We start from the raw sequence: 25,142 nt of genomic DNA on the forward strand, positions 1-25,142 counted from the left end.
TGCGCATACAGCAACTCTCATTGTTCCATTCGCACGCACCACTCTATGGTCGATCGACATGTGCGGAATCGCAGCCATACACAGCCAGTCCATACGCAGCCAGTCCCTACGCAGCCGCCACGGAAGTGTCGACACCGAATGCGCCGACGCGGCGGCGGAGGGCATGCTCGACCGCCTCGCCCACCGTGGACCCGATGACAGCGGAACCAGAACGGTCGGCGGACACACCTGGCTCGGCCACCGCCGCCTGTCCATCGTCGACCTCGACGGCGGACACCAGCCCCTCGGCGGCACCCACGGCGACGACGACTGGTCGCTCGTGTGCAACGGCGAGATCTACAACCACGAGGCCCTGCGCGGGGAACTGCCCACCGAGGCCTTCGGCTCCTCCTCCGACTCGGCGGCGGCCCTCGCCGTGCTGCGCACCGACGGTCCCGCGGGCCTGCGCCGCCTGCGCGGCATGTGGGCGCTGTGCGCGGCCACCCCCGGCGGCCGGTTCGTCGCCGCCCGCGACGCCATCGGCGTCAAGCCCCTGTACTGGGCGCGCACCGACACCGCCGTGCACTTCGCCTCCGAACTGCGCGCGTTCCACGCCGACGTACAGCCGAGCGCCGAGATCTTCCCGCCGGGGCACTGGTGGAGTCCCGAGGACGGTCTGCGCCGGTTCGAGGACCCGGTTCCCGACGTGACCGACACCTGGGGCGGCGTGCCCGCCCAGGTCGTCGAGAAGGCCACCTTCGAGGCCGTCGCCGACTCCGTGCGCCGGCATCTGATGGCGGACGTCGAGGTCGGTGTGTTCCTGTCCGGCGGGCTCGACTCCAGCCTCGTCGCCGCGGTCGCCGCCGACGCGTACGCCCGCCGGGGCCGCCGCCTCAAGACCTTCGCCGTCGGCACGGAGGACTCCCCGGACCTGCTCGCCGCGCGGGACGCCGCCGCGTTCCTGGGCACCGAGCACCACGAGGTGGTGCTCGACGCCGGGGCCGCGGCGCGGGTGCTCGACGAGGTGGTCGGGTGCGTGGAGTCCTTCGACGCCAGCCTCATCCGCAGCGCCGTCCCGAACTGGTTCCTCTCCGAACTCGCCTCCCGGCACGTCAAGGCCGTCCTTACCGGAGAGGGCGCCGACGAACTCTTCGCCGGATACGGCTACTACCACGAGCGGCACGCCGCGCCCGACGAGCTGGACGCCGAACTGCGCCGCACCATAGGCGCGTTGCACGGCCTCAACCTCCAGCGCTGCGACCGCGTCACCATGGCCCACGGCCTGGAGGCACGCGTCCCGTTCCTCGACCGGGACGTCATCGCGCACGCCATGTCACTTCCCGCGCCCCTCAAGGCACTTGAGGCCGACGGCATGGAGAAGGGCCACCTGCGCCGCGCCTTCGCAGGCTGGCTCCCGGAGCACCTGCTGTGGCGGCGCAAGGAACAGTTCGGCACGGGCAGCGGCGCCGAGAGCGTCCTGAGCCCCCTGTGGGACAGTCGCATCACGGACGAGGAGTTCGCGAGGGCGAGCGCCGAGGCGGGAGCGCCCGAACTGCGCAGCAAGGAGGAGCTCGGCTACTACCGGACGTTCCGCGCCGCGCTGCCGGGCGTACGCCCGGAGGCGGTGCTCACCCGGTTCGCGACGGCGTAGCGACTACGAGAGCTGGGAGCGGGCCGCGGCGACCGCCTGCTCGGCGTAGCCGCGGCCGAACAGCACCGTGTGCACCAGGAGCGGGAAGAGCTGGTGGAGCGGGACGCGGCCCTCCCAGCCGGCGGCGAGCGGCGCGGTCCGCTCGTAGCCGTCGATGATCCGGTCCAGGTGCGGCGCGCCGAACAGGTGCAGCATCGCCAGGTCGGTCTCGCGGTGCCCGCCGTGCGCCGCCGGGTCGATGAGCCGGGCCGCGCCGTCGGCGCCCCACAGCAGGTTGCCGTTCCACAGGTCGCCGTGCAGGCGGGCGGGCCGCTCGGCGGGGCCCGCGATGTCGGGCAGCCGCTCGCAGACCCGCTCGATGGGCTTCGCCTCGGCGGGGGAGAGGGTGCCGGCGTCGACGGCCTCGCGCAGGTAGGGCAGCACCCGGTGGTCGGCGTACCAGCGCGGCCAGTCGTCGCCCGGCACATTGCGCATGGGGGCGAGGCCGATGTACGCGTCCGTGGGCCCTTCGGGCGGCGCCGCGCCGAACGCCGGGGCTCCGGCACCGTGCAGCCGCGCCAGGTCCGCGCCGAACCGCTCCGCGGCGTCCGGGCTCGGCGGCCCCTCCGCGACCCGGTCGACGACCAGACAGCGCTCGTCGGCGCCGTGCACGGTGGGCACCGCCACCGCGTCGGCCGCCGCGAGCCACCGGATCCCGGCCGCCTCCGCACGCACCGCGGCCGGGTCGTCGGCCTGCTTCACCATCACCACGCGGCCGTCGTCGAGGGTGACCTCGGCGAGGTGGGAGGAGCGGCGGCGCTCGGCGGTGACCGGGCGGCCGGTGAAGCGGGTGGCGGCGGCTGCGGAATCCGACATGACATCCAGCGTAGGACGGCCGCGGACCCGTTGACGTGCCGCCCGGCCCGCTGGTCTGCTGCGTTGATCAATACGGGGGCTTTCCCCGTTCGGCGCACGGAAGAGGCGAACACACATGAGTGCCACGGCAGTTGCTCCCGTCCTGGTCGTGCAGAACACCAGGAGCGGCGGCCCGGGCCGGATCGGCGACTGGCTGCGCGAGGCGGGCCTCGCGGTGGAGGTGCTGCGGCCGTACGAGGGCGAGGGCCTGCCCGAGACACTCGACGGGAGACCGTTGCTGGTGCTGGGCGGTGGATTCCTGCCGGACGACGACGCACGCGCGCCCTGGCTGCCCGCCACCCGCCGCCTCGCCGCGCAGGCCCTCGACGGCGGCACACCCGTCCTCGGCGTCTGCCTCGGCGGCCAACTGCTCGCCCACGTCGCGGGCGGCCGGGTGCGGGGCAATCACGGGCGGCCCGAGTACGGCAGCACCCGGATACGGCTGCGGCCAGAGGCCGCCGATGACCCGCTGCTGCACGGGCTCGGCGACACGGTTCCCGCCATCGAGCGGCACGTCGACCAGATCACCGAGCTGCCGCCGGGCGCCGCCTGGCTCGCGTCCACCGAGGCCTGCCCGCACCAGGCGTTCCGGGTGGGGGAGCGGGCCTGGGGCGTTCAGTTCCACCCCGAGGCGGAGGCCGCGCGGATCGCCGGATGGGACCCCGAGCCCCTGGACCGGCAGGGCTTCGACCGGGACCGGCTGCACGCCGCGGCGGTGGCCGAAGAGGGCGCGGCCGTCGCGGCGTGGTCGGAGTTCACACGGAGGTTCGCTCGGGTGTGCGCGACGACGCCGTGACCGGCTGGGCGGCGGGCGCGGGCGGGGCGGTCCGGCGCCGCGCCACCGACGCCACGACAGTGGTGAGCACGCCCGCGAGCAGCCCCCAGAACGCCGAACCGATGCCCAGCAGCGTGACACCGGAAGCCGTGGCCAGGAACGTGACGACGGCCGCCTCCCGGGACTTCGGGTCGGACAACGCCCCGGCCAGGGCGGACTCGATCGTGGCGAGCATGCCCACCCCGGCGACCGCCAGGACGAGCGCGTGCGGCATCGCGCCGAGCAGCGAGGCCACCGTCGCGCCGAGCAGGCCGACGCACAAGTAGAAGACGCCCGCCCATACGGCCGCGAGATAGCGCCGCTTCCGGTCGGGGTGGGCCTCCTCACCGGTGCAGATCGCGGCGGTCAGCGCCGCCAGGTTGAGGCCGAACGCCCCGAACGGCGCGAGCACCACCTGCGCGACACCGGTCCAGGTCAGGACGGGCGAGATCGGCACCTCGTACCCGGACGTGCGCAGCACGGCGACACCCGGCAGGTTCTGCGAGGCCATGGTGACCACGAACAGCGGCACACCGACGCTGATGAGCACCTTCCAGTCGAGCTCCGGCGTCGTGAACACCGGCTGCGCGAGCGAAAGGCGGACCCGCTCCAGGTGCCAGCCGCCGGTGAGGACGGAGGCCACGACGCCACCGGCGAGCGCCACCACCACGGCGTAGCGCGGCAGCAGCCGGCGGGCGAGCAGATACAGCGCGAACACCGGGAACGCGATGCCGAAGTGCCCGCCCATCTGTGCGAAGAGCCCCGTTCCGAAGTCCAGGAGCACCCCCGCGAGCAGCGCGGACGCCAGCGGCACCGGGATCCGGTCCATGAGCCGCGCGAACCACCCCGTCAGACCGCTCACCACGGTCAGCACGGCACTGAACACGAACGCGCCCACGGCCTTCTCCATGGACACCCCGCTCAGACTGGTGGCGAGCAGCGCGGCCCCCGGAGTCGACCAGGAGGTGAGCACGGGCGCCTTGTTGCGCAGCGACAGACCCACGGTCGTCACGGCGATGCCGACGCCGAGCGCCAGCATCCACGAGGACACCTCCCGCGCGTCCGCCCCCGCGGTCCGCGCCGCGGTGAACACGATGGCGGCCGCGCTGGTCACACCGACGGTGGTCGCGATGAGCCCCGCCGCCACGGCCGAGGGTGGAGCGAGGGCGCGTATGCGGGCGAGCGAGGACATGCGAGTGTCACTTCCGAAGGCAGGGGAGGGCAGGATGGTGTGAGCGTGCAAGGCGTTCCGTAAACGGAACGTTCTGTTTGTGGAACACTAAGGACGCGGACGGTGACACGTCAACACGCGCCGGCGGGCGCGGGAGGGGGCCGGGCGATGGGGCTTGGTGACGAAGTGGGGCGCAGGCTCAAACGGCTGCGCGAGGGCAGCGGTCTGTCCCTGTCCGAACTCGCGCGCCGCTCGGGCGTCGGCAAGGGCACGCTCTCCGAACTCGAGACCGGCCGCCGCAATCCCACCCTCGAAACGCTCTACGCCCTGACCACCGCGCTCGGCCGCCCGCTCAGTGCCGTCCTCGACGACCCCGCGCCGGGCGCGGGTGCGGGCGCCGCCGGTGTCTCCGGGAGCGCGGTCACCGCGGTCCTGATCGAGCGGTACGAGGACGCGGACGCGGCCACCGACGTCTTCCGCGTCACCATCGCCGAAGGTGCGACCCAGGAGTCCGCGGCGCACGTCCCGCGCACCACGGAGAGCCTGATGGTGCTCTCGGGGACGGCCGTCGTCGGCCCGCCGGACGCGCCCACGACCGCGGGGCCCGGCGGTCACGCCCAGTGGGCGGCTGACGCCCCGCACATCTACGGTGCGCCGGACGGTGAGGTCCAGGGGATCCTCTTCGTCCGTTACCCGAAGGCCGGTTGACACCTGGCCTCAGGCCTCAGGTGGCAGGTGTCAGGCAGCGTGGGGGGCCTGCGAAGGGCCGGTGCCCCGCAGCTCCGAGACATCGATGGAGTCGTCCGCGGACGGTGTCTTCTTCGGCACCGGCTTGCCGTAGTCGGTCAGTGTCATCGACAGGGACTCGTCGGAGTCCTTCTCCGTGGCACGCACCAGACGGTGCGGCTCGTCGGCGGTGACGTAGAGGGTGATGCCGCGTCCCTTGGTGTCACCGGACGGGGTCAACGGCACCACCTCGGTGCCCGCGAGCTTCTTCTGGTCGCCCTTCGTGAGCTCCTCCTTGGTGGCACGGTCCGAGCCGTCCTTGAGGCGCTCGCGGAACGAGTCGAGGTCGCAGGTGCCGGAGAGTCCGTCCAGCATCGGGTCGTCGGTGGTGCCGTGCACATAGCGGTCGCCGATCAGCTCGGCGGCCAAATCACCGCTGCGGCCCGGCAGTTGGGTCTTCCAGAAGGTGGCGTCCGGTTTGATCCACACCTCGTCGCCGCGCTTCACGAGGTCGACGGAGCCGCCCTTGGCGCCGCCGGTTCCCATGCGCAGCTCGCCCGTGCAGTTGCCCTTCTCGTCGAGGCGCAGATCGACGAGTGCCGGGGTGCGGGTGTCCTTGTCGTCCGAGCCGTTCTTCACCGTCAGGTGCAGGGACTTCGCGTCCAGGAGTTCCTTCTTCGCCGCGTCGGCCAGCTCCTGCGCGCTCTTGTCCTTCGCGTCTCCGGCGTCGGCCGCGGCGGGCCCCGCCGCGAGGAGGGTCGCGCACACGAACGCCGCGGCGACGGGCGCACGCGCGGCCCGGTGCAGCCGGGTCGGGGTCGGTCCGGCCATGACGCCACCTCGCCTTCCCGGACGCGTCGCACGTCCGAAACACCCACAAATTGTACGTTCTGCGGGGTGCGGGTGTCGTCCGCGAGGTCGCCGTGCGCGCCAGCCGTCGGTGTGTCAGTCGTCCTTGCCGCACACCCGCAGCCCCACCGGCGTCCCGCACGGAAGGTGGCCGTGGGTGGCGACGACGCCCTTGCCCGTGCCGTTGTCGACGGCGTAGGAGAGGAAGCTGGAGGCCAGCGAGTCCGCCGGCGGGCGGCCGTAGGTGTACGCGTACTCGATCTCACGGTACGGATAGCCGCCCGCGTCGAGCCGGTCCGGGTCCGGGGTGTGGCCGTCGAGGGTGAGCCGGTGCAGGCCCTTCGGCGCGTCCGGCGGCGACGCGGCGCGCAGCTCGCTGTAGCCGAGGGCGCCGGGCGTACGGGCCACGGTGTCGAGGACCTGCTCCGTCGAGTCCAGCTCGCAGCGCAGGACGCGGGCGGCGGCGCGGGCCGTGCGGTTGACGCAGTCGTCCGAGGACGCGGGCGGCTCGTCCGCGCCCGCGAGCACCCGCGCCGTGAGCGCGGACCTGGTGCCCGAGCCGGAGGTGCGGCTGACCAGGACGACCGGCAGATCGGGCCCGCCCAGCTGCGACCAATTGCGGATCTCGCCCCGGTAGACGCGCCGTACGTCGGCCACGGACAGATCGGTGAGACGGACGTCGTCGCGCGCGACGAGCGTGAACAGCGACACCGCGATACGGCTCTCGCTCAGCCGGGTGTAGCTCGCGGGGCGGGGCCCGTCGGAGAACGCGATGACCCGCGCCGTGCTGCCCGACTCCTCGCCGGACAGGGCGAGTTCACGCACTCCGGTGCGGCTGCCGCCGGCCGCGACCGTGATCCGCGGCTTGCCCCCGCAGTGGCCGCGGTACTTCTGTGCCAGCTCCTTCAGCACCGGGGCGAACGCCGTTGATCCCGTCAGTCGCAGCCTGCCCGACTCGCAGTCGTCCGGCAGCGGCGACGGGGTGAGCAGCGGCAGGGTCGCCGCCGCGATGAGCGCGACGCCGAGCGTGACGGTGGTCCAGCGGGCCCGGCTGCTGAACACCGGCGGCTTCTCGTCCGGCGTGAGGCTGTGGTTCTCGTGCAGCGTGCCGTCCTTGATGTCACCGGTGACGGCGACCTTGTCCCCTTCTTTGCCGCCCGTGAGCAGCACCAGGATCTTGTAGTACGCGCCCGGCTTCAGCGGGACCTTGGGGATGCGCAGTCTGCTGGGTGTCTCGATGAGCAGCCCCGGCCGGCGCTCGAAGTAGCCCGACAGGTTGGAGTGTTCCTCGGGCAGGGTGACGTCCAGCGCCTGAATGCTGCGCCCGGGGAACTCCGCGGTGAGCCCGTACTGCTCCGAGGCGTCTATGTAGTCGTCCGTGTCGACGTGCCGCGAGCCGTCGTTCTCGATCCGCAGCAGCACCAGGGTGGCGTCGCGCATCTCGGGCAGATCGGTGAAGAGCCCGAGCCGCGAGTCGCCCGCGCCCGTCTGACCGTTGTGCCCTATGGCGATGTCCATCTGCTTGCGGAACCCGACCCGCCTGCTGCGCCGCGCACGCCGGTCCGCGGCGAACGGCATGACGATGGACACCACACCGATCAGCAGTCCAACGGCGGTGAAGGCGATCTCGAGCCATCCCATGTGCGCGACGGTACGGACCCGCCGCACCGGGCGACGGGTCCGGCCACCGGGCTTCGCCCACTGTTCGTCGTCCGTTCAAGGTCTCGGGACCGGCCGTGGCATCCGGTACCCGCGCCCCGTCGCTTCCCTCACGTTTATCCACGCCGCAGCGGGCTACGCGCACCCCAGACGGACGTCGACGAGGCAGCGCCGCCGAACGCGGGCGGCGCGCGCCGGGACGGATGGGTATGAGCAGCGGATTCACCGGAGCCGACGGCCACGGACAGGACCCCTTCGGCGACTTCTTCTCGCGGTTCCTCGGCGGTGGCCGACGGCAGATCGACATCGGCAGGCTGATGAGCGGCCCCGCCCGCCACCTCGTGGCCACGGCCGCGAACTACGCCACCGAACGCGGCCGGGGCGACCTCGACACCGGACACCTGCTGTGGGCGGCGCTCTCCCTCGAGCCCACCCGCAGTCTCGTGACACGGGCGGGCGCCGATCCCGACCGGCTCGCGGGGGAGATCGACCGGCAGGCGGGCGGCGGCGAACCCAGCCGCACCCCGCAGTCGCTCTCGGTGACCCCCGCGGTCAAGCGGGCCCTGCTCGACGCGCATGTGATCGCGCGCGAGTCGGGCGTCGCCTACATCGGGCCCGACCACATCGTGTTCGCGCTCGCCGCCAACCCCGACTCGGCGGCCGGACACCTCCTGGGCCAGGCCCGCTTCACCCCGGACCCGGCGCCGCAGGGCGGCCCGCCGCCCTCGTCCGCCGACACCCGGCCCGGCGGCGTCCAGCAGGCGAGGGCCTCGGCGCCCACCCCCAACCTGGACCGCTTCGGCGAGGACCTCACCGACCGGGCCCGCCAGGGCCGCCTCGACCCCGTCATCGGCCGCGACGAGGAGATCGAGCAGACTGTCGAGGTGCTCTCCCGCAGGGGCAAGAACAACCCCGTGCTGATCGGCGACGCGGGCGTCGGCAAGACCGCGATCGTCGAGGGCCTCGCCCAGCGCATCGCCGAGGGCGACGTGCCCGAGACACTCTGCGGGCGCCGCCTCGTCTCGCTCGACCTGTCTGGCGTCGTCGCGGGCACCCGCTACCGAGGCGACTTCGAGGAACGGCTCAACGGCATCATCGACGAGGTGCGGGCCCACCCGGACGAACTCGTCGTGTTCATCGACGAGTTGCACACCGTGGTCGGCGCGGGCGCCGGTGGCGGCTCCGAAGGCGGCTCGATGGACGCGGGCAACATGCTCAAACCCGCCCTGGCGCGCGGCGAGTTGCACGTCATCGGCGCCACCACCCTGGAGGAGTACCGGCGGCACATCGAGAAGGACGCCGCGCTCGCCCGCCGCTTCCAGCCCATCCTGGTGCCCGAGCCGTCGACGGCGGACGCCGTGGAGATCCTGCGCGGACTGAGCGACCGCTACGAGGCACACCACCAGGTCCGGTACGCCGACGAGGCGCTGCTCGCCGCCGTCGACCTCTCCGACCGCTATCTGACCGACCGCTTCCTGCCGGACAAGGCCATCGACCTGATGGACCAGGCCGGCGCCCGCGTCCGGCTGCGTGACCGCACGAAGACCACCGACGTACGCGCCCTGGAACGGCAGGTCGACGACCTCACCCGCGACAAGGACGAGGCCGTGGCCGCGGAGAAGTACGAGCGGGCCACCGAACTGCGCGACCGCATCGGCGAGTTGACGCGCAGGATCGAGGGTGCGCGCGAACCCGACCCGGGCGACGGGCACATCGTCGAGGTGTCCGCCGAGGACATCGCCGAGATCGTGTCCCGGCAGACCGGCATCCCCGTCAGCAGCCTCACCCAGGAGGAGAAGGAGCGCCTCCTCGGCCTCGAACAGCATCTGCACGAGCGGGTCATCGGCCAGGACGAGGCCGTCACCGCCGTCTCCGAGGCCGTCCTGCGCTCCCGCGCCGGGCTCGCCAGCCCCGACCGGCCCATCGGCAGCTTCCTCTTCCTCGGCCCCACGGGCGTCGGCAAGACCGAACTGGCCCGCGCCCTCGCCGAGGCACTCTTCGGCAGCCAGGAACGCATGGTCCGGCTCGACATGAGCGAGTTCCAGGAGAAGCACACCGTCTCCCGCCTCGTGGGCGCGCCGCCCGGATACGTCGGCCACGAGGAGGCCGGGCAGCTCACCGAGGCCGTGCGCCGCCACCCGTACTCGCTGATCCTGCTCGACGAGGTGGAGAAGGCACATCCCGACGTCTTCAACACACTCCTCCAGGTCCTCGACGACGGCCGCCTCACCGATGCCCAGGGCCGCACGGTCAACTTCACCAACACCGTCATCGTGATGACCAGCAACCTCGGCTCCGAGGCCATCGCCGGACGCGGCGCCGCGCTCGGCTTTCGCACCGACGACTCCGCCGACGAGACCGCACGCCGCGAACAGGTGCTCCGCCCGCTGCGCGAGCACTTCCGCCCGGAGTTCCTCAACCGCGTCGACGAGATCGTCATCTTCCGGCGGCTCAGCACCGAGCAGCTGGCCCGCATCACCGATCTCCTCCTCGACGAGACCCGGCGCCGCCTGCACGCCCAGGACATCACCGTCGAGTTCGCCCCCGAGGCCGTCGCGTGGCTGGCCCGGCGCGGCCACCAGCCCGAGTACGGGGCGCGCCCGCTGCGCCGCACCATCCAGCGCGAGCTCGACAACCGGCTCTCCCGGATGCTCCTCGACGGCGAGATCGCGGCGGGCGGCCGGATCCGCGTGGAGGCCGGCGACGGCGAGCTCACCGTCCGGACGCAGGAGGCGTAACCCCTGGTCGCGTACGACGTTGATGCGCGCGAAGCGCGGACGACCTGCTCCGCGCGCCACGTCGTACGAGACACAGGGAGTCACCCATGCGGGACACCATGCGGGCCGCCGTCAATAAGACCTTCTCCTCGCTCGCCGCGGCTGTCGCCGCACTCGGCTGCGTCATCGCCGCCGGGCAGCCGGCCGCCGCCGACGGCAAGTGGTGCAACCACTCGGTGTGCATCGAGACCTACGACTCCGGCACCTACCTGGGCCGCGTCGAGGTGTCCGTCGTGAACACCAACCAGCCGAACCGGATCTCCGCCCGCGTGTGGACCACCAACGGCTGGTCCGCGAACACCAAGGTCGAGGACGTCGCGGCGTTCCGCACCTACCGCGACCAGGCCTACCCCCAACGCCACTTCCCGGCCGGCACCCGGCTGTGCGCCGAGGGCTTCAGGGGCGGCGCCAGCGTCGGCCTGCCCTGCGTGACGATCACCGACTGACGGCGCGGGGGGACCGCAGCCACCCGTAGAGCACCAGCGAGCAGAGCGCGGCGCCGGCACACCACGTGGAGATGAACTCCCAGCGCCACAGCGCCGCGCACACCGCCGCGGCGAGCGCAGCCAGCACACCGAGCAGCACCAGGATCCGCTCGCCCGACAGCAGCAGCGAGCCGACCGTCGCCAGCAGATAGCCCGCGAGCAGCCATCCGGCATACGGCAGACCGATCGCGTAGCCCATGGTGTGTCCGCGGACCTCGGCGGTCACCGTGCTCGTCGCCAGGACGTACCCGAGCACCCCCGCCGTCACGACGCCCGCCGCGAGCGGCACCAGCAGTCGGCGGCGGGCGTGCGGGGCCGCCGCGCACCACACACCGGCCGACACCCACAGCGGCAGCAGCGGCAGCGCGATCACCGCCCACGCGACGACGGCGGGGCCGCTGCCACCGCCGTCGTTCCAGATCACCGCCTCGATGATCTGGTGCGCCCCGAGCAGCAGCGGCAGCGCCGCGAGCGGCACGGCCCGCGGCCGGGTGCGCACCGCCCGCGTCACACACCCCACGCCCACGGCGGTGACCGCGCCACCCGCCACCAGATCGGCCGTCGCACTCCAGCACATGCGACCACGCTACGTTTCCGGGGGCCGGGCGGCGCGTCGTGGCTTCACCGCGCCGTCACGGCCGGACGTTGTCCCGCGCGGCCGGGTCCGGCTGGATGTTCTGGTTGTTGCGGAACACGTTGTCCGGGTCGAGGGCCGCCTTGACGCGGGCGAGTCGGGCGTAGTTGCCGCGGTAGCTCGCCCGCACCCGCTCCTGCCCCTCGTCCATCATCATGTTCACGTACGCGCCGCCCGCCGAGTACGGGTGCAGGGCCTCGAAGTAGTCGACGGTCCAGCGCCGCAGCAGGTCCGCGTTCGCCGGATCGGGGTCCACGCCCGCGAACACACTCGCCCAGCGCGCGTCCCGGTAGCTGAACGCGGTGTCCGACGGGCCGGCGTCGTGGGCGGCGCCGTCGATCGGGTAGAGGTGCATCGTGGACTGCATGGACGGTGTCTGCGGCCCGAACTTGGCGTGCAGTTCCACGGCCTCGTCCGGGATCTCCCTGACGAAGTCGGCCCGCCAGTACCACTGGTCGCCCGGCGGATACAGGCCGTCGAACATCGACTGCAGCACAGGGTGCGGCATCGGCGCGACCGCGTGCAGCAGCGGCGCGGGCAGGTCACCGAGGAGCGACGCCATGGCGTGCTCCGCCGCATCGGGGTCGCCGGACGTGTGACACCACACCACCCCGCACACCTTCCGCAGATGCAGCTCCTCCGGGAACGGCGGCGCCGGCGGCACCGACCCGTACAGGAAGAACCCGTTGACATCACGGGGCGCGGAGGGCAGGAAGTCCCGGTAGGCGGCGAGGATCTCGGCGCCCTGCTCGGCGGGCCAGAACGTCGGCCCGGCCACCACCGTGCTCACCTCGTGCAGCCGGAACGTGAAGGAGGTGACGGCGCCGAAGTTGCCGCCACCGCCCCGGATCGCCCAGAACAGGTCCGTGTTGGTGTCGGCGTCCGCGCGCACCGGGGTGCCGTCGGCGAGGACGACCTCCGCCGCCAGGATGTTGTCGACGGTGAGGCCGCAGCGCCGGGTGAGGTGGCCGAGGCCGCCGCCGAGCGCGAGGCCGCCGACGCCGGTGGTGGAGATGATGCCGCTGGGTGTGGCGAGCCCGTGCTCGTGCGTCGCCGTGTCGACCAGGCCCCAGGTGGCGCCGCCGCCCACTGTCACGGTGCGGGCGGCCGCGTCGACCTCGACGGAGTTCATCGGCGCCAGGTCGGCGACCACACCGGCCTCGCAGGTGCCGAGCCCCGCGCCGTGGTGGCCGCCGCCGCGCACCGCGAGCGGAAGTTCGTGACGGCGGGCGAAGGCGATCACCTTCGCCACGTCGCCCGCGTCGGCACAGCCCGCGACGAGCGCGGGCCGCCGTTCGATCATCGCGTTGTAGACGGCGCGGGCCTCCTCGTACCCGGAGTCCGTGGGCCCGGTCAACGTCCCCTGGAAACCGGTCAGTTCGCGGAGCGCCGCCTGTGCGGGTGTGCTGGTCATGCGATCCCCCGAGTCGAGTGGGTGTCGTCCGCCCCGTTCTACGGGCGTCGCGCACCGCCGAGCATGCGTGGCGGTCACCCACCTCGGGCACGGCGGGTACCTACGTTTCGTCGGCGGCCGTCAGCCCGATCTCCACCGCCCGCTGGGCGGCCCGGCGCCGGGTGGGCGCGTCGAGCTTCTCCAGGACGGCGCGGACGTGGTTGTCGACCGTGCGGACGGACAGGACGAGACGCCCGGCGATCTCCGCGTTGGTCAGACCCTCCATCAGGAGCCGCACGACCTGGAGTTGACGACTGGTCAGGCCCGCCGGATTGCCGCGCGCCGCCGCGTACGGGCCTCGCGGGACGTGGCGCACGCCGAGTTCGCGGAGTTCGGCGCGGACCAGTCGGGCGAGCGGCGCGGCGCCCAGCGCGTCCAGGGTGGCGAGCGCGCTCAGCTTGACGGCCGGGTCGGGGCTCTGGGCGAGCGCGGCCGCCTCCTCGTACGGGCAGCCCGCCGTGTGCCACAGCTCGGCGGCCTTGTCCCACTGGCCCGCGGCCTGGAGCGCGTACGGGTGGGTCGCCCCGTCCGCCGGTGCGGCCCTGTCCGCCCGCGTCAGCCAGTAGCCGAGCTCGTGGCGCTGCGGCGCGGCGAGCCGGTGGGCCCGCTCGTACACCTGCCCGGCGGCGGCGAGCACGCCCGCCGGGTCGTCGCGCAGCCACGCGGCCTCCGCACGGGCCGCGGCGACCGGACCGAGGCGCTGCAGCTCGTCGGCGCCGACCGCGATCCGCCAGGCCTGGTCGAGCAGCTCACCGCCGCCGGGCTCGCCGCGCCGCACCCGGACGCGGGCGAGGACCGTGAGCGCGGGGCACCGGGCGGGCGGGAAGACATCGGCGCCGAGCCGCGCGTACCGCTCGGCCTCCGCCCAGTCGCCCGCCGCGAACTTCCGCAGCGCCAGCTCGACTTGGAGATACGTCAGGAATCCCAGGTGCTCGGCCCGGTCGGCGAGATCGATGGCGGGGGAGAGGTGCCGGTCCGCCTCCGTGAACCGCAGGTCGTCCAGGAGCGACCAGACGATATTGGCGTAGGCGCGGCACGCGTGCTCCACCTCGCCCGAGTCCAGCGCCACCGCCAGGCTCTCCTCCAACTGCCGCTGCCCCAGCGGGTCCCCGTCCCGCCAGCGCGCGGAACCGACGTTGTTGAGCGCGTGCGCGAGGATCGCCGGGTCGCCCGCCCTGCGGGCCAGCGCGATGGCCCGCTCCCCGTACTCGACGGCCTGCGCGTACGCGTCCGACAGCATCCGCAACTGCGCCGTGTTGCTCAGGGCGAGCGCCAACAGCCGGTCGTCACCGGCCCGTTCGAGCACCGCCAGGGCCTCGCGCGCGGCCGTCTCGGCCGCCGCCGCGTCGCCCGCCCACCAGTGGATCCGCGACAGCCAGCGCAGATCCGCGCCGAGCGCCCGCGGCTCGCCGAGCCCGCGGCGCAGCTCCACGGCGTCCCGCTGCGCGGTGACGGCGGCGTCCGAGTCGCCGATGGTGTAGCTCTCGACGGCGTACTGCTCCAGCAGATCGGCCAGCCCGGCGGGGCCGTAACGCCCGCGCTCCCGAAGGACGAGGCGCAGATGCGCGGCGGCCTCCCGGTGCGCGCCCGCCCGCGCCGCGTCGCGCGCGGCCCGGGGCCCGTACCGCGCCACCGCGTCACCGTCACCGGCCGCCGCCGCGTGGTGCACGATCCGTGAACGGTCGGCGCCCGGCGCGGCCACCAGCGCGGCGAGCACCGCCCGGTCGAGCGCGATGCGGCGCGCCGTCGGCAGCGAGTCGGCGACGGCGCGGCGGATGATCTCGTGCCGGAACGCCACCCGGTCCGTCGCCACCGTCAGCAGTCCGCCCTGCTCGGCCGCCGCGAGCGCCGCGCAGCCGCCCGGCAGCAGGGCGTCCACCAGGGGCCGGTCCACGGCCGACGGCACCACGGCCAGCTGTTCGAGGGCGTCACGCGAGGCGTCGTCGAGGCGGCGCAGGCGGGCCAGGACCGCGTCGACCACGGTGGGCGGGACGACGCCCGTGCCGCCCGCCGCCAGCACCTCGGCGACGAAGAACGGATTCCCCGACGTCGCCGCGTACACCTGGGCCGCGTCCAGTCCGGCCGCCGCGCACAGGCTGCCCACGGCCGCGCGCGACAGCGGGGCGAGCGGCAGGCGGTGCGCGCGGGCCGCGCCCGACACCTGGCCGAGGAGCTGGCGCAGCGGATGCCCGCGGCCCAGTTCGTCGTCCCGGTAGGTGAGCACGAGCACGGCGGGCAGCCGCTCGATGCGGCGCACCAGGTACCGCAGCGCGTCCAGCGAGGCCTCGTCCGCCCAGTGCACGTCGTCGACGACGAGCACCGCGGGATGCGGGGCGCCGGCCAGTTCCGCGTGCAGCGCCTCGTAGATCCGGTGCCGGTCACCGGCGTCGCGCAGGGCGCGGGCCAGATCGGCGCCCACGCTGCCGACGAGATCGCGCAGCGGGCCGAGCGGGCGGCCGGTGGCCAGGTCGTCGCAGTGTCCTACGAGGAGGCGGGCGGCGGGCGGGAGTACGGCGGGCATGGCCCGGACCAGCGACGACTTCCCGATTCCGGCCTCGCCGAGGACGAGCGTGACCGAACCGGCCCCGTGTGCCGCGTCCCGGGCGGCATCGGCCAGTCGCCCCAGTTCGAGATCCCGCTCAAGGATCCCCCCGTCCATAGGGGAACCTTCCCACCGTGCGGCGTCCGCCGGGAGCGGGCGGCGGGGCGGATACGTATTTCGCCGGATGGTGGGTGGGCCGTGGGGGCCGCCCCGTCGTCAGCTGCGTGTAAGGCTCATGTATATTCTTTCCATATGCATCTATCTCCGGGGTCCGGCGACGCCATCGACGCCCAGCGCATCGAAGGTGCCGCCCGGGGGCTCCTGCGCGGTATCGCCCAGCTCGGTCAATCCCTGTTCAGGGAAGGCGAGTTCGGGCTCACGCGCAGCCAGATCGCCCTGCTCGACGCGCTGGACGGCGGGCCGTGCCGGGTGACCGGGCTCGCCGCCCGCACCGGCATGGCGCAGCCGCGCGTCACCGTGCTCCTCCAGAAGCTGGGGGAGGCCGGGCTCGTCGAGCGGCGGCGCTGCGAGGACGACCGGCGCGCCGTCGAGACCTCGCTGACGCCCGCGGGGCGCGCGCTGCTCGAAGCGGGGCGGCAGCGGATGGCCGCCGCCCTGCTGACCGCGCTCGAGGGCGGGGCCGTCGACGACCCGGAGCGCGCGGTGTCCACCGCACGGGATGCGCTGAACATCTTGTTGAACGCCATGGAATCGGAGGCCAGTTGACCACCCCGGGCACCCTGCCGGACCAGCACACCGCCACGAGCGACGCCCCACCGGGAGCCGACCTCGCACCCCACCGGGTCGCCGGGCCCCGCAGATGGTGGGACTGGGTCCTCGCGGCCGACCCAGGACTCGGCTCGCTGCAGACCGGCTGGCGCACCCTCGTCGCCATGGTGACCGCGCTCACCGTCGGCTACGCGATGGCCGAGGCGCTCGGCATCCCCGACATGATCGGGATGATGGTCGCCGGGATGATGGGCCTGATGAGCGCCTTCGCGGTCGCCGAGAACACCTGGGACCGCCTCGCCCGCGCCATCCTGTGGATGCCGTTCCCGTACACCGTCGCGCTGTGGCTGTGCGCGTCGCTGAACGGCAACCGTGTCCCGCAGATGGTGCTGATGGTCGCGGCGCTCGCCGTGACCTTCCTGCTCGCCAGGTTCGGGGCCATTCCGCTGGTCACGGGCATGATGCTGTTCAACGGCATGATGGTCGGGATGCTCGCGGGCATCCCCGTCGCGCTCGTCGGCAAGGCCTTCGCGGTCGCCCTGGTGTCCGCCGCCGCCGTCCTCGTGACCCGGCTGCTGCTGTGCTACCCGATGCCCCGCGAGGACCTGCTGCGCACCCAGCGCGCCTTCGTCGTCGAGGCGCGGCGCGTCGCGGACGCCGCCGTGGACGCCGTCGACCCCGACGCCGACCAGGAGCGGGCCGTGCGCCGCATGGACCGCTCGCTGCGCCGCCTCAACATCACCACCGTCACCATCGACGGCCGCCTCGCCCAGCCCGAGGTCGCCGCCGACCCGGACGCCGCGGAGCTCCTGCACCGGCACCTCTTCGACGCCGAGCTCGCGCTGCGCGGCATCGGCCAGGCCGTCCAGGAGCTGACCCGGCTGCCCGTCCCCGAGCAGCTGCGCGAGGCGCTCGCCGTCGGCCTCGTGCTCGCCCGCGACACCCCGATACGGGAGGCCGAGGGTCTCCAGCCGGCCGCCGCCCACATCCAGGAGCGCGCCGAGGCGGTCCTCGCCGACCCGGCCGCCTCCACCGAAGACGTGGAGGCCGCGGTGCTCGCGCGCCGCGTCGGCCACCTCCTCGACTCCCTCGCCCGCGCCCTGCACAACTGGCTCACGCTCGGCGCGAGCGCCGTCGCGGGCAGGGCCGAGGTCCCGTTCAAGCCGACCGTCGCCCTGGAGAACAACAAGCTCCCCGGCTCGGCAGGACCCACCCGCCGCGTGCTCGCCGGGGCCACCGAGTCCGGCTGGCGCCGCGCCATCCCGTACATCCGGGTGCCCGCACACGCCGCCGTGGCCGCCGCGATCGTCGTCCCGATCTCCGACGCCATCGACCCGCACCGCTTCTACTGGGGCCTGGTCGGCGTGATGATCACGCTGTTCGGCACCAACACCACGCACGAGCGGCTGCGCAAGTTCGGCCACCGCATGGTCGGCACCGTCATCGGCGCCGTCCTCGGCATCCTCCTGGTCCACCTCATCGGCCAGGGCCACGTCTACTGGACGCTCACGGTCATCGTCGCCGGACTCACCTTCGGCGCCTGGGGCATGGCCCGCGCCTACGCCTGCTGGGTCGTCGGCCTCGTCGTCGCCCTGTGCCAGCTGTACGCGCTGTCCACGCCCGAGAGCGGCATGGACCACCTGCTGGGGGAGCGGCTCCTCGACAACGGCATCGGCGTCCTCGTCGCCACCGCCTGCGCCGCCCTGATCTTCCCGCTGGCCCGCCGCACCGTCGTCCAGGAGGCCGAGCGCGGCTACGTCGACGTACTCGCCCAGGTCGTCGCCCAGGTCGAGCAGCGCTGGACCCAGCCCGACACCCCGGTCCGGCTGCGCGGCGCCGCCCGCGCCGTCGACGCCGCGCTGCTCCAGGTGCAGGCCGTCGCCAAGCCGCTCGTACGGATGCCGGTCGGCGTCAGCGGCCCGGCCGCCGAGCACCGCGTCGCCCTGCTGACCTCCGCGACGGGCCACGCCCGCGCCCTGGCCTCGGCCGCCGACATAGACGTCGACCTGCCGCCCCGCCTCGTCGAGCGCGCCCGCCTCGTCACCGCCACGGTCACCGCGTCCCTCAAGGAACTCGACCGGTTCTTCGCGACCGGCGAGCCCGAGGGCACGTACCGCAGGGTCAGCCCGCTGCTGCGGGAGCTGCGCGCCGAACTGGCCCCCGCCAGGTCGGGGCCGCGCGCCCAGCGACTGCACACCGCGCTGCGCGAACTCGACGCCCTCGACGAGACCCTGGCCGCGTACGCCGAACAGGCGGGCCTGCCCGTCGCCACCGGCAACGGCGCCGCGCAGCGGCCCGCCTCGCCCATGCAGCGCCGCACCCGTGCCGTAATGGCGGCCTGGGGCGAACCGCGGCCGGAGCCCCAGACCCAGCCCCGGCCGGTGCCCGCGCCCAAGCCGAAGCCGCAGGCCGCGCACGCGCCACCGCAGCGCCGCGAACCGGCCCCCGCGGGCCGGGCCCGCCTCACCGGCCGGGTGGAGTGCGCCGAGCACCCCGAGGGCTGCCCCGCCTGGATCACCGTGATCAGCGCCCGCGGCAAGCGGCTCGCCAAGGCCGCGGTGAACCAGGGGAGTTACACGGTGGAGGGGCTGCCCACGGGCACCCACACCCTCGTGATCTCCGCGTCCCGGCACACGCCGCGCGCCGAACTGATCAGCGTGGAGGACCCGTTGGGGGTCGTACAGCACGACATCCGACTGTCGCACTGACGCCTCGCTGCTGCATTCGAGGGAACCGGGGACGCGCGGGCGCGCGTGTCCCCGCTTCCCGCCCCGACGTCCGCTAGTCGTGGTCGTGTCCTGTACACCGGCCAAGGAAGCGACTACCTGATGACGTCCCTGGAGAGCGCGGCGGCGAGCGCCGAGGCACCGGATTCGGAGACCGCGCACGCGCGGCGGCCCGGTGCGGTGGTGATCAAGTGGCTCACCACCACTGACCACAAGACGATCGGCTCGCTGTATCTCATCACTTCGTTCGCGTTCTTCTGCGTCGGCGGCATCATGGCGCTCTTCATGCGCGCCGAACTGGCCCGACCCGGCATGCAGATCCTGTCGAACGAGCAGTTCAACCAGGCCTTCACGATGCACGGCCTGATCATGCTCCTGATGTTCGCGACGCCGCTGTTCTCCGGCTTCGCGAACTGGATCATGCCGCTGCAGATCGGCGCCCCCGACGTCGCGTTCCCGCGGCTGAACATGTTCGCCTACTGGCTCTACCTGTTCGGCTCGCTGATCGCGGCCGGCGCGCTGCTCACCCCGCAGGGCGGACCGGACTTCGGCTGGTTCATGTACGCGCCGCTGTCGGACGCCGTCCACACCACGAGCATCGGCGCCGACCTCGGCATCATGGGCCTCGCCTTCTCCGGCTTCGGCACGATCCTCGGTTCGGTCAACTTCATCACCACCATCATCTGCATGCGCATGCCCGGCATGACGATGTTCCGGATGCCGATCTTCACGTGGAACGTGCTCCTGACCGGTGTCTTGGTCCTGCTGGCCTTCCCGGTCCTGGCCGCCGCGCTGTTCGCCCTGGAGGCGGACCGCAAGTTCGGTGCCCATGTCTTCGACGCGGCCAACGGCGGCGCGCTGTTGTGGCAGCACCTCTTCTGGTTCTTCGGCCACCCGGAGGTGTACATCATCGCCCTGCCGTTCTTCGGCATCGTCTCCGAAGTGATCCCGGTCTTCTCGCGCAAGCCGATCTTCGGCTACTCGGGACTGGTGGGCGCCACCATCGCGATCGCGGGTCTGTCCATCACGGTGTGGGCCCACCACATGTACGTCACCGGCGGCGTACTGCTGCCGTTCTTCTCCTTCATGACGTTCCTGATCGCCGTGCCAACAGGCGTGAAGTTCTTCAACTGGATCGGAACCATGTGGAAGGGCTCGCTGTCCTTCGAGACACCGATGCTGTGGTCGGTCGGCTTCCTCGTGACGTTCCTGTTCGGCGGACTGACCGGAGTCATCCTGGCCGCGCCGCCGCTCGACTTCCACATCTCGGACTCGTACTTCGTGGTGGCGCACTTCCACTACGTGGTCTTCGGCACGGTCGTCTTCGCGATGTTCGCCGGCTTCCACTTCTGGTGGCCCAAGATGACCGGCAAGATGCTCGACGAGCGGCTCGGCAAGATCACCTTCTGGACGCTGTTCGTGGGCTTCCACGGCACGTTCCTCGTCCAGCACTGGCTGGGCGTCGAGGGCATGCCGCGCCGGTACGCGGACTACCTCGCGGCCGACGGCTTCACCGCGCTCAACACCATCTCGTCGATCTCCGCGTTCCTGCTCGGCCTGTCGATGCTGCCGTTCTTCTACAACGTCTGGAAGACCGGCAAGTACGGCAAGAAGATCGAGGTCGACGACCCGTGGGGCTACGGCCGCTCCCTGGAGTGGGCCACCTCGTGCCCGCCGCCGCGGCACAACTTCACCACCCTGCCCCGCGTCCGCTCCGAGTCCCCGGCGTTCGACCTGCACCATCCCGGCGTCTCCGCCCTCGACCACGCCGAGAACCGGCACGAGGACGCGTCCGCATGAGCAGCACCGAGCACGACGTGAGCGCGGGAATCCAGCAGATGGAGGGCTATCTGCTGTGGAACTCGAAGGTCACCGAGGCCCATGCGCAGGCCGAGGCGTTCACCGACCGGCTCGACTGGCTCACCGGGGCGCAGCGCGAGGAGGTGCGGCGCGTCTTCGTCGAGGAGCGCCTCGTCTTCCACAAGGCCGCGCTCGGGCAGATCGTGGCGCGGGCCGCGGAGCTGCGCACCGAGTACGAGACGCGCTACGACCGCCTGAAGGCACGCTGTGTCGGCCTCTGCGGCGGCGTCCTCGTCGGCCTGATGGGCCTGGCGTCGCTGGTCGCGCTCAAGTGACGTACGCGCGCGTGCTCGGGTGACGCGGTCGCGCCTGCTCACGCGAAGTACGTCGTCGGCCGCGTGCCCAGCGCGCGGCGGAACATCGCCGTGAACGCGCTGGGCGTCGCGTAGCCGACCGCGCCCGAGACCGTCGTGACGGGCACGCCCCTGGCGAGCAGCGTCACCGCGTGGATGAGCCTGGCCTGCTGAACCCAGCGGGCCAGGCTCATTCCCGTCGCGGCGGCGAACCGGCGTTGCAGACTGCGCGCGCTGAGATGCGCGTACGCGGCCGCCTGCCCCGTGGTCCAGCGCTCGTCGGGCCGCTCCTGGATCGCCGCGCAGAGCCCGTCCAGGTGCGGATCCGTGGGCGTCGGCAGGTGCAGCGCGGGCACCGGGTGCGGGGCCAGTTCGTGCAGCAGCAGGTTCATCAGGACGCCGTCGCGGCCCTCGCGGTCGTACTCCACCGGGATCCGGGTCGCCTCGTCGATCAGCTCGCGGAGCAGCGGGGACACCGAGACGACGGTGGGCTCGCGGGGCAGGTTCACGGCGGCGTCGGACGCGATGTAGAGCGTGCGCATCGCCACGGCTCCCGCGCAGGTCATCGCGTGCGTGAGGCCGCCCGGGAGCCACGCCCCGCGGGTGGCGGGGACGACCCAGGAGCCGTGGGCGGTGGTCACCGTGATGGCGCCCGTCGTGCCGTAGATCAGTTGCGCGCGGCGGTGGTGGTGCGGCGGGATGTGGTGCCCGTCGGGCAGGTCACGGGCCATCGCCGCCAGGGGCCGCGGCACGTCCTGGTAGTCCTCGCGGTCCTCGCTCTTTCCGTACATGGCGCACTCTCGACAGATATTGGCTCGACCACGAAAGTGTGCCACCGGCCGGCGGCCTAACGTCGCGGTATGTGAACGCCGTACCTCCCAGAACCCAGGCCCCGACGGCCCTCCTCGCGGTCACCTGCGCCGTGACCGCCGCGAACGTCTACCTCTGCCAGCCGATCCTCGGCCCGGTCGCCGATTCGCTCGGCACGTCACCCGACGCGCTGGGCGCGGTGCCGACCGCCACCCAGCTCGGCTACGCGCTCGGCATCCTGCTGGTCGTCCCGGCCGGCGACAGCCACGACAGGCGCCGCATCGTCCTCGCCCTCGGGACGGCCTCCTCGATCGCCCTCGCGGCCTGCGCGCTCGCGCCGTCGGCGGCCTTCCTCGCGGTGGCGAGCTTCGTCGTCGGGGTGTGCTCGCCGGTGCCGCAACTGATCACCCCGCTCGCCGTCGCCCTCGCCGAGGGCGGTGCCGGCGGGCCCGGCCGCGGGCGCACCGTGGGCGCGGTGCAGGGCGGACTGCTCGTCGGTGTGCTCGCCTCGCGCGTGTACGCGGGCGCTCTCGCCGAGCTCGCCGGTTGGCGGACCGTGTACGTCGCGTCCTGCCTGCTCACGCTGGCGCTCATGGGTGTGCTCGCCCGCAGGCTGCCCAGCGTGCGAGGGCGCGCCACCGGCTCGTACAGGGCGGTGCTCGGCTCGCTGCCCGCCCTCGCCCGGCAGCCGCTCGTGGCGCGGGTCGTGGTGTCCGGCGCACTGGTCGGGATCGCCTTCGGCGCGTTCTGGACAACGCTGACCTTCCTCGTCACGGACACCTACGGGCTCGGCTCGACGGCCGCCGGGATGTTCGGCCTCGTCGCCGCCGTCAGCGCGCTCGCCTCGCCGTACGCGGGGCGGAGCGCGGAACGGCTCGGCAGGCGCGCGGCGATCGCCCTGCTGACCGCGCTGGTACTGGTCGGCTGGCTGGTCCTGCTGCCTGCCGGGGGCGGCTCGCTCGCGCTGCTCGTCGTGGGCGTGATCGTGCTCGACGTCGGCGTATGGGGTGGTCAGGCCGTCTGCCAGACCGTCCTGTTCACCCTCGACCCGGCCGCGCACAGCCGCCTCAACACCGTGTACTTCACGCTGCGCTTCCTCGGCATCGGCCTCGGCTCGCTGGTCGGCACCGCTGCGTGGGCCGCGGGCGGCTGGCCGGGCGTCGTGGCCACCGGCATCGCCGCGTCGGCCGCCGGGCTCGTCGTCGGGGTGCTGCCGGTACCCGCGCGGGCGAAGGAGCCGGAGGCGGTCAGTCCACCGAGAACGAGGGGCTGAAGCCGCGGGCGGCGCCGTCGCGGCTCTTCAGCTCGATCGAGTAGCCCTCGCCCGCCGGAACGTTCGGCAGGACGGTGGACGTCTCGCTGCGCGGCGCCGACGTCAGCCGCGACGCGAGCTGCACGACGCGGTCCGCGTCGCCCCGCACGAGCCACATGTCCAGCTTCTGGCCGGTGGGGTTGTTCCAGGTGACGAACATGCTGGAGCCCGGGCTGTGCACGGAGTCCGCCGCGGGCTCCGTGACGGTCAGTGCCTGGGCCGGCTCGGCCATGGGGGCGAAGGCCAGAAGTGGGGCGGCGGCGAGAGAGAGGAATCCGGTGCGGCGCATGCGACGACCTCGTTCCTTCGGATCGATGGGACGGGTGGATGACTGCGCACGGTGACTGCGCATGGTGAACGGAAATGGACCGAAAGTGACGATCCTGGACAAAGGGTCTCTTCCCGTGTTCGTCGCCGGACTCAAGCATTCGGCCGTCATCCCCGCCCCACGAGGGACGAATTCGTCCCCGAACCGGCGGTGTCGGCAGGACAAGGTCCGGTGTGCGGGCGCATCCTCGCGTACGCGCGCGAGGCCCCCGAAGCAGCCGGGCGGCCCGGACTGGTGCACGCTGGATATGTGACACGGAGCACGGAGACGAGGTGACCCGGCATGACCGAGCGCAGCGACGACTCGGCCATGGGCGACGAGGTGTATCAGCCCTCGGGCCCTGACGTGCGGGACGACGAGGGGATCCTCGAGGTCGAGGACACCCTGAACGACCGCGGCGTGGACCCGTACGACGAGGGATGGTCGCCGCCCGAGCGCCCACTGGCCGTCGAGCACAGCGGCAACACGGCGGCGGAACGGCAGGCGGGCGAGACGCTCGACGAGCGCCTCGCGGAGGAGCGGCCCGACCCCGTCGTCGACGCCTACGAGGCGCTGGAGTCCGGCGAGGAGGACGGCGACGGCGTGGGCGATCTGCGCGACGGCGAGGGCGAACCACTGGACGCGGAGGTGGGAACGCGGCGCGCGGGCCGCCTGATCGCACCGGACGAGGGCGCCCACGAGGACGCCGAGAAGGACATGCTGGCCATGGACGCGGGCTACGGCGGGGGAGCGGCATCGGCCGAAGAGGCCGCGGTGCACGTGGTGGACGACGACGAGACCTGAGGTCAGCGGCGGGCTGCCGGGCGCGGGCCCCCGGTCACTGGCCGAGGGCCGTCGCCGTCAGCATCAGCGCGGCCGCGGCGAACGCCGTCACCAGCGCCAGCACCGGCGGGCCGAGGGCGACGTTCCCCGTCACCATCCGCCGCGCCGTGATGCCTATGCAGACCACGCCGATCCCACCGAGGATCATCGCCACGTAGATCAGCACCGCAGACCCCTCCTCCTCACGAGCACCGCTTGTGTGTTCGCATCACATCCTCGCCCGGCGAGCCGCGCGTCGCACGTGGGGGAGGCTCCGTCGCGCACCCCTTAACCTGGGAGGTCTCGCACTTCGCCCCAGGGGGACCGCTATGGACAGCACCGCGTGGATCGTTCTCGGCACGCTCGCGGCGGTCGCGATGCTGGTGGCCGCCGCCGTGCTGCTGGTCCGGGTGTTCAAGGCACGCCGCCTGCTCGTCGACGCGGGCATCCCGCTGCACAACAAGGCGCTGTTCTGGGCGGCGGTCGCCTACACGATCTCCCCGGTCGACCTGCTGCCCGACCCGATCTACCTCGACGACATCGGGGTGCTGCTCGTGGCCCTCAAGATGCTGCACGGCGCGGCACACAAGGCGGGCATCGGCGCAGGAGAGCGCCGGACCCCCACTCCGTGAGGCCCGGCGCCGGCATC

The 25,142-nt window shown here is 73.0% G+C and carries 22 protein-coding genes; 12 read left to right on the plus strand and 10 right to left on the minus strand.

Annotated features, from left to right (window positions below; genetic code table 11):
- Window positions 1-58: 58 nt before the first annotated feature.
- Window positions 59-1,630: an asparagine synthase (glutamine-hydrolyzing) gene (gene asnB, locus ACFV9W_RS10560; RefSeq protein ID WP_385757705.1), complete on the plus strand. Its 1,572-nt coding sequence runs from the start codon at window positions 59-61 to the stop codon at window positions 1,628-1,630.
- Between the two features lie 3 nt (window positions 1,631-1,633).
- Here asnB and ACFV9W_RS10565 read toward each other — a convergent pair whose 3' ends face one another.
- Window positions 1,634-2,485, minus strand: a complete 852-nt coding sequence (locus tag ACFV9W_RS10565; RefSeq protein WP_385757707.1) for a fructosamine kinase family protein — start codon at window positions 2,483-2,485, stop codon at window positions 1,634-1,636.
- Between the two features lie 115 nt (window positions 2,486-2,600).
- Here ACFV9W_RS10565 and ACFV9W_RS10570 point away from each other — a divergent pair, with 115 nt between their 5' ends.
- Window positions 2,601-3,320 (plus strand): type 1 glutamine amidotransferase, encoded by a 720-nt coding sequence (locus ACFV9W_RS10570; protein WP_385757709.1) that lies wholly within the window; start codon window positions 2,601-2,603, stop codon window positions 3,318-3,320.
- Here the strand turns inward: ACFV9W_RS10570 and ACFV9W_RS10575 are convergent.
- A complete protein-coding gene (locus ACFV9W_RS10575; protein ID WP_385757712.1) occupies window positions 3,280-4,530 on the minus strand; it encodes a benzoate/H(+) symporter BenE family transporter in 1,251 nt (416 codons plus the stop codon). The two genes, ACFV9W_RS10570 and ACFV9W_RS10575, sit on opposite strands and share 41 nt — an antisense overlap.
- A gap of 147 nt (window positions 4,531-4,677) precedes the next feature.
- Here ACFV9W_RS10575 and ACFV9W_RS10580 point away from each other — a divergent pair, with 147 nt between their 5' ends.
- Entirely contained in the window at window positions 4,678-5,217 is a 540-nt protein-coding gene (locus ACFV9W_RS10580) for a helix-turn-helix domain-containing protein (protein WP_385757714.1), read from the plus strand.
- A gap of 30 nt (window positions 5,218-5,247) precedes the next feature.
- Here the strand turns inward: ACFV9W_RS10580 and ACFV9W_RS10585 are convergent, their stop codons facing one another.
- Both ACFV9W_RS10585 and ACFV9W_RS10590 read right to left on the minus strand, forming a co-directional pair.
- Window positions 5,248-6,066, minus strand: a complete 819-nt coding sequence (locus ACFV9W_RS10585) for a hypothetical protein (protein ID WP_385757717.1) — start codon at window positions 6,064-6,066, stop codon at window positions 5,248-5,250.
- 114 nt (window positions 6,067-6,180) lie between these two features.
- On the minus strand, window positions 6,181-7,725 hold the full coding sequence (locus ACFV9W_RS10590; protein ID WP_385757720.1) for a PstS family phosphate ABC transporter substrate-binding protein: 1,545 nt from the start codon (window positions 7,723-7,725) through the stop codon (window positions 6,181-6,183).
- Between the two features lie 227 nt (window positions 7,726-7,952).
- Here ACFV9W_RS10590 and ACFV9W_RS10595 point away from each other — a divergent pair, with 227 nt between their 5' ends.
- Both ACFV9W_RS10595 and ACFV9W_RS10600 read left to right on the plus strand, forming a co-directional pair.
- Window positions 7,953-10,481 carry an ATP-dependent Clp protease ATP-binding subunit gene (locus ACFV9W_RS10595; RefSeq protein ID WP_385757722.1) on the plus strand — a complete coding sequence of 843 codons (2,529 nt, stop codon included), beginning with the start codon at window positions 7,953-7,955 and terminating at the stop codon, window positions 10,479-10,481.
- Window positions 10,482-10,567: 86 nt separating this feature from the next.
- Window positions 10,568-10,966 carry a hypothetical protein gene (locus tag ACFV9W_RS10600; RefSeq protein WP_385757725.1) on the plus strand — a complete coding sequence of 133 codons (399 nt, stop codon included), beginning with the start codon at window positions 10,568-10,570 and terminating at the stop codon, window positions 10,964-10,966.
- On the opposite strand, the gene ACFV9W_RS10605 is transcribed toward ACFV9W_RS10600, so the two are convergent.
- From ACFV9W_RS10605 to ACFV9W_RS10615, 3 genes are all read right to left on the minus strand, one after another.
- Window positions 10,956-11,582: a DUF6629 family protein gene (locus ACFV9W_RS10605; RefSeq protein WP_385757727.1), complete on the minus strand. Its 627-nt coding sequence runs from the start codon at window positions 11,580-11,582 to the stop codon at window positions 10,956-10,958. The two genes, ACFV9W_RS10600 and ACFV9W_RS10605, sit on opposite strands and share 11 nt — an antisense overlap.
- Before the next feature lie 55 nt (window positions 11,583-11,637).
- Complete coding sequence (locus tag ACFV9W_RS10610; RefSeq protein ID WP_385757729.1) at window positions 11,638-13,053, minus strand: FAD-binding oxidoreductase; 1,416 nt, start codon at window positions 13,051-13,053, stop codon at window positions 11,638-11,640.
- A 100-nt stretch (window positions 13,054-13,153) separates the two neighbouring features.
- Window positions 13,154-15,751, minus strand: a complete 2,598-nt coding sequence (locus tag ACFV9W_RS10615; protein ID WP_385757732.1) for an ATP-binding protein — start codon at window positions 15,749-15,751, stop codon at window positions 13,154-13,156.
- A 135-nt stretch (window positions 15,752-15,886) separates the two neighbouring features.
- On the opposite strand from ACFV9W_RS10615, the gene ACFV9W_RS10620 reads away from it, so the two are divergent.
- The 4 genes from ACFV9W_RS10620 to ACFV9W_RS10635 all read left to right on the plus strand — a co-directional run bounded on the left by ACFV9W_RS10620 (window position 15,887) and on the right by ACFV9W_RS10635 (window position 21,224).
- Window positions 15,887-16,360: a MarR family winged helix-turn-helix transcriptional regulator gene (locus tag ACFV9W_RS10620; protein WP_385757735.1), complete on the plus strand. Its 474-nt coding sequence runs from the start codon at window positions 15,887-15,889 to the stop codon at window positions 16,358-16,360.
- Window positions 16,357-19,071, plus strand: a complete 2,715-nt coding sequence (locus ACFV9W_RS10625) for an FUSC family protein (protein WP_385757737.1) — start codon at window positions 16,357-16,359, stop codon at window positions 19,069-19,071. The genes ACFV9W_RS10620 and ACFV9W_RS10625 overlap by 4 nt, the downstream gene beginning before the upstream one ends.
- Window positions 19,072-19,191: 120 nt before the next feature.
- Window positions 19,192-20,889: a cytochrome c oxidase subunit I gene (gene ctaD, locus ACFV9W_RS10630; protein WP_385757741.1), complete on the plus strand. Its 1,698-nt coding sequence runs from the start codon at window positions 19,192-19,194 to the stop codon at window positions 20,887-20,889.
- Entirely contained in the window at window positions 20,886-21,224 is a 339-nt protein-coding gene (locus ACFV9W_RS10635) for a hypothetical protein (RefSeq protein WP_385757743.1), read from the plus strand. The genes ctaD and ACFV9W_RS10635 overlap by 4 nt, the downstream gene beginning before the upstream one ends.
- A gap of 38 nt (window positions 21,225-21,262) precedes the next feature.
- On the opposite strand, the gene ACFV9W_RS10640 is transcribed toward ACFV9W_RS10635, so the two are convergent.
- Window positions 21,263-22,033, minus strand: a complete 771-nt coding sequence (locus ACFV9W_RS10640; RefSeq protein ID WP_385757745.1) for a helix-turn-helix domain-containing protein — start codon at window positions 22,031-22,033, stop codon at window positions 21,263-21,265.
- 71 nt (window positions 22,034-22,104) lie between these two features.
- Here ACFV9W_RS10640 and ACFV9W_RS10645 point away from each other — a divergent pair, with 71 nt between their 5' ends.
- A complete protein-coding gene (locus tag ACFV9W_RS10645) occupies window positions 22,105-23,325 on the plus strand; it encodes an MFS transporter (RefSeq protein ID WP_385757748.1) in 1,221 nt (406 codons plus the stop codon).
- On the opposite strand, the gene ACFV9W_RS10650 is transcribed toward ACFV9W_RS10645, so the two are convergent.
- The gene (locus ACFV9W_RS10650; protein WP_385757750.1) at window positions 23,300-23,653 is read right to left on the minus strand and encodes a Ser-Thr-rich GPI-anchored membrane family protein; all 354 of its coding nucleotides are present in this window, start codon (window positions 23,651-23,653) and stop codon (window positions 23,300-23,302) included. The genes ACFV9W_RS10645 and ACFV9W_RS10650 overlap by 26 nt on opposite strands.
- A gap of 321 nt (window positions 23,654-23,974) precedes the next feature.
- On the opposite strand from ACFV9W_RS10650, the gene ACFV9W_RS10655 reads away from it, so the two are divergent.
- Window positions 23,975-24,475 (plus strand): DUF5709 domain-containing protein, encoded by a 501-nt coding sequence (locus ACFV9W_RS10655; protein WP_385757753.1) that lies wholly within the window; start codon window positions 23,975-23,977, stop codon window positions 24,473-24,475.
- Between the two features lie 34 nt (window positions 24,476-24,509).
- On the opposite strand, the gene ACFV9W_RS10660 is transcribed toward ACFV9W_RS10655, so the two are convergent.
- Window positions 24,510-24,680 carry a hypothetical protein gene (locus ACFV9W_RS10660; RefSeq protein ID WP_385757755.1) on the minus strand — a complete coding sequence of 57 codons (171 nt, stop codon included), beginning with the start codon at window positions 24,678-24,680 and terminating at the stop codon, window positions 24,510-24,512.
- A gap of 142 nt (window positions 24,681-24,822) precedes the next feature.
- Between ACFV9W_RS10660 and ACFV9W_RS10665 the strand changes: the two genes are divergently transcribed.
- Complete coding sequence (locus tag ACFV9W_RS10665) at window positions 24,823-25,125, plus strand: YkvA family protein (protein WP_385757758.1); 303 nt, start codon at window positions 24,823-24,825, stop codon at window positions 25,123-25,125.
- The last annotated feature ends 17 nt before the right edge of the window (window positions 25,126-25,142 follow it).

This window comes from Streptomyces sp. NPDC059897 (assembly GCF_042730865.1).
In the GTDB taxonomy this organism is placed as follows: Bacteria; Actinomycetota; Actinomycetes; order Streptomycetales; family Streptomycetaceae; genus Streptomyces.

Coding starts and splice junctions, on each gene's coding strand:
- ACFV9W_RS10605 (WP_385757727.1), bottom strand. CDS start 11,582: ATGTGCTGGAGTGCGACGGCCGATCTGGTGGCGGGTGGCGCGGTCACC.
- ACFV9W_RS10585 (WP_385757717.1), bottom strand. CDS start 6,066: ATGGCCGGACCGACCCCGACCCGGCTGCACCGGGCCGCGCGTGCGCCC.
- ACFV9W_RS10610 (WP_385757729.1), bottom strand. CDS start 13,053: ATGACCAGCACACCCGCACAGGCGGCGCTCCGCGAACTGACCGGTTTC.
- ACFV9W_RS10655 (WP_385757753.1), top strand. CDS start 23,975: ATGACCGAGCGCAGCGACGACTCGGCCATGGGCGACGAGGTGTATCAG.
- ACFV9W_RS10635 (WP_385757743.1), top strand. CDS start 20,886: ATGAGCAGCACCGAGCACGACGTGAGCGCGGGAATCCAGCAGATGGAG.
- asnB (WP_385757705.1), top strand. CDS start 59: ATGTGCGGAATCGCAGCCATACACAGCCAGTCCATACGCAGCCAGTCC.
- ACFV9W_RS10595 (WP_385757722.1), top strand. CDS start 7,953: ATGAGCAGCGGATTCACCGGAGCCGACGGCCACGGACAGGACCCCTTC.
- ACFV9W_RS10620 (WP_385757735.1), top strand. CDS start 15,887: ATGCATCTATCTCCGGGGTCCGGCGACGCCATCGACGCCCAGCGCATC.
- ACFV9W_RS10565 (WP_385757707.1), bottom strand. CDS start 2,485: ATGTCGGATTCCGCAGCCGCCGCCACCCGCTTCACCGGCCGCCCGGTC.
- ACFV9W_RS10665 (WP_385757758.1), top strand. CDS start 24,823: ATGGACAGCACCGCGTGGATCGTTCTCGGCACGCTCGCGGCGGTCGCG.
- ACFV9W_RS10570 (WP_385757709.1), top strand. CDS start 2,601: ATGAGTGCCACGGCAGTTGCTCCCGTCCTGGTCGTGCAGAACACCAGG.
- ACFV9W_RS10580 (WP_385757714.1), top strand. CDS start 4,678: ATGGGGCTTGGTGACGAAGTGGGGCGCAGGCTCAAACGGCTGCGCGAG.
- ACFV9W_RS10650 (WP_385757750.1), bottom strand. CDS start 23,653: ATGCGCCGCACCGGATTCCTCTCTCTCGCCGCCGCCCCACTTCTGGCC.
- ACFV9W_RS10640 (WP_385757745.1), bottom strand. CDS start 22,033: ATGTACGGAAAGAGCGAGGACCGCGAGGACTACCAGGACGTGCCGCGG.
- ACFV9W_RS10615 (WP_385757732.1), bottom strand. CDS start 15,751: ATGGACGGGGGGATCCTTGAGCGGGATCTCGAACTGGGGCGACTGGCC.
- ctaD (WP_385757741.1), top strand. CDS start 19,192: ATGACGTCCCTGGAGAGCGCGGCGGCGAGCGCCGAGGCACCGGATTCG.
- ACFV9W_RS10590 (WP_385757720.1), bottom strand. CDS start 7,725: ATGGGATGGCTCGAGATCGCCTTCACCGCCGTTGGACTGCTGATCGGT.
- ACFV9W_RS10600 (WP_385757725.1), top strand. CDS start 10,568: ATGCGGGACACCATGCGGGCCGCCGTCAATAAGACCTTCTCCTCGCTC.
- ACFV9W_RS10575 (WP_385757712.1), bottom strand. CDS start 4,530: ATGTCCTCGCTCGCCCGCATACGCGCCCTCGCTCCACCCTCGGCCGTG.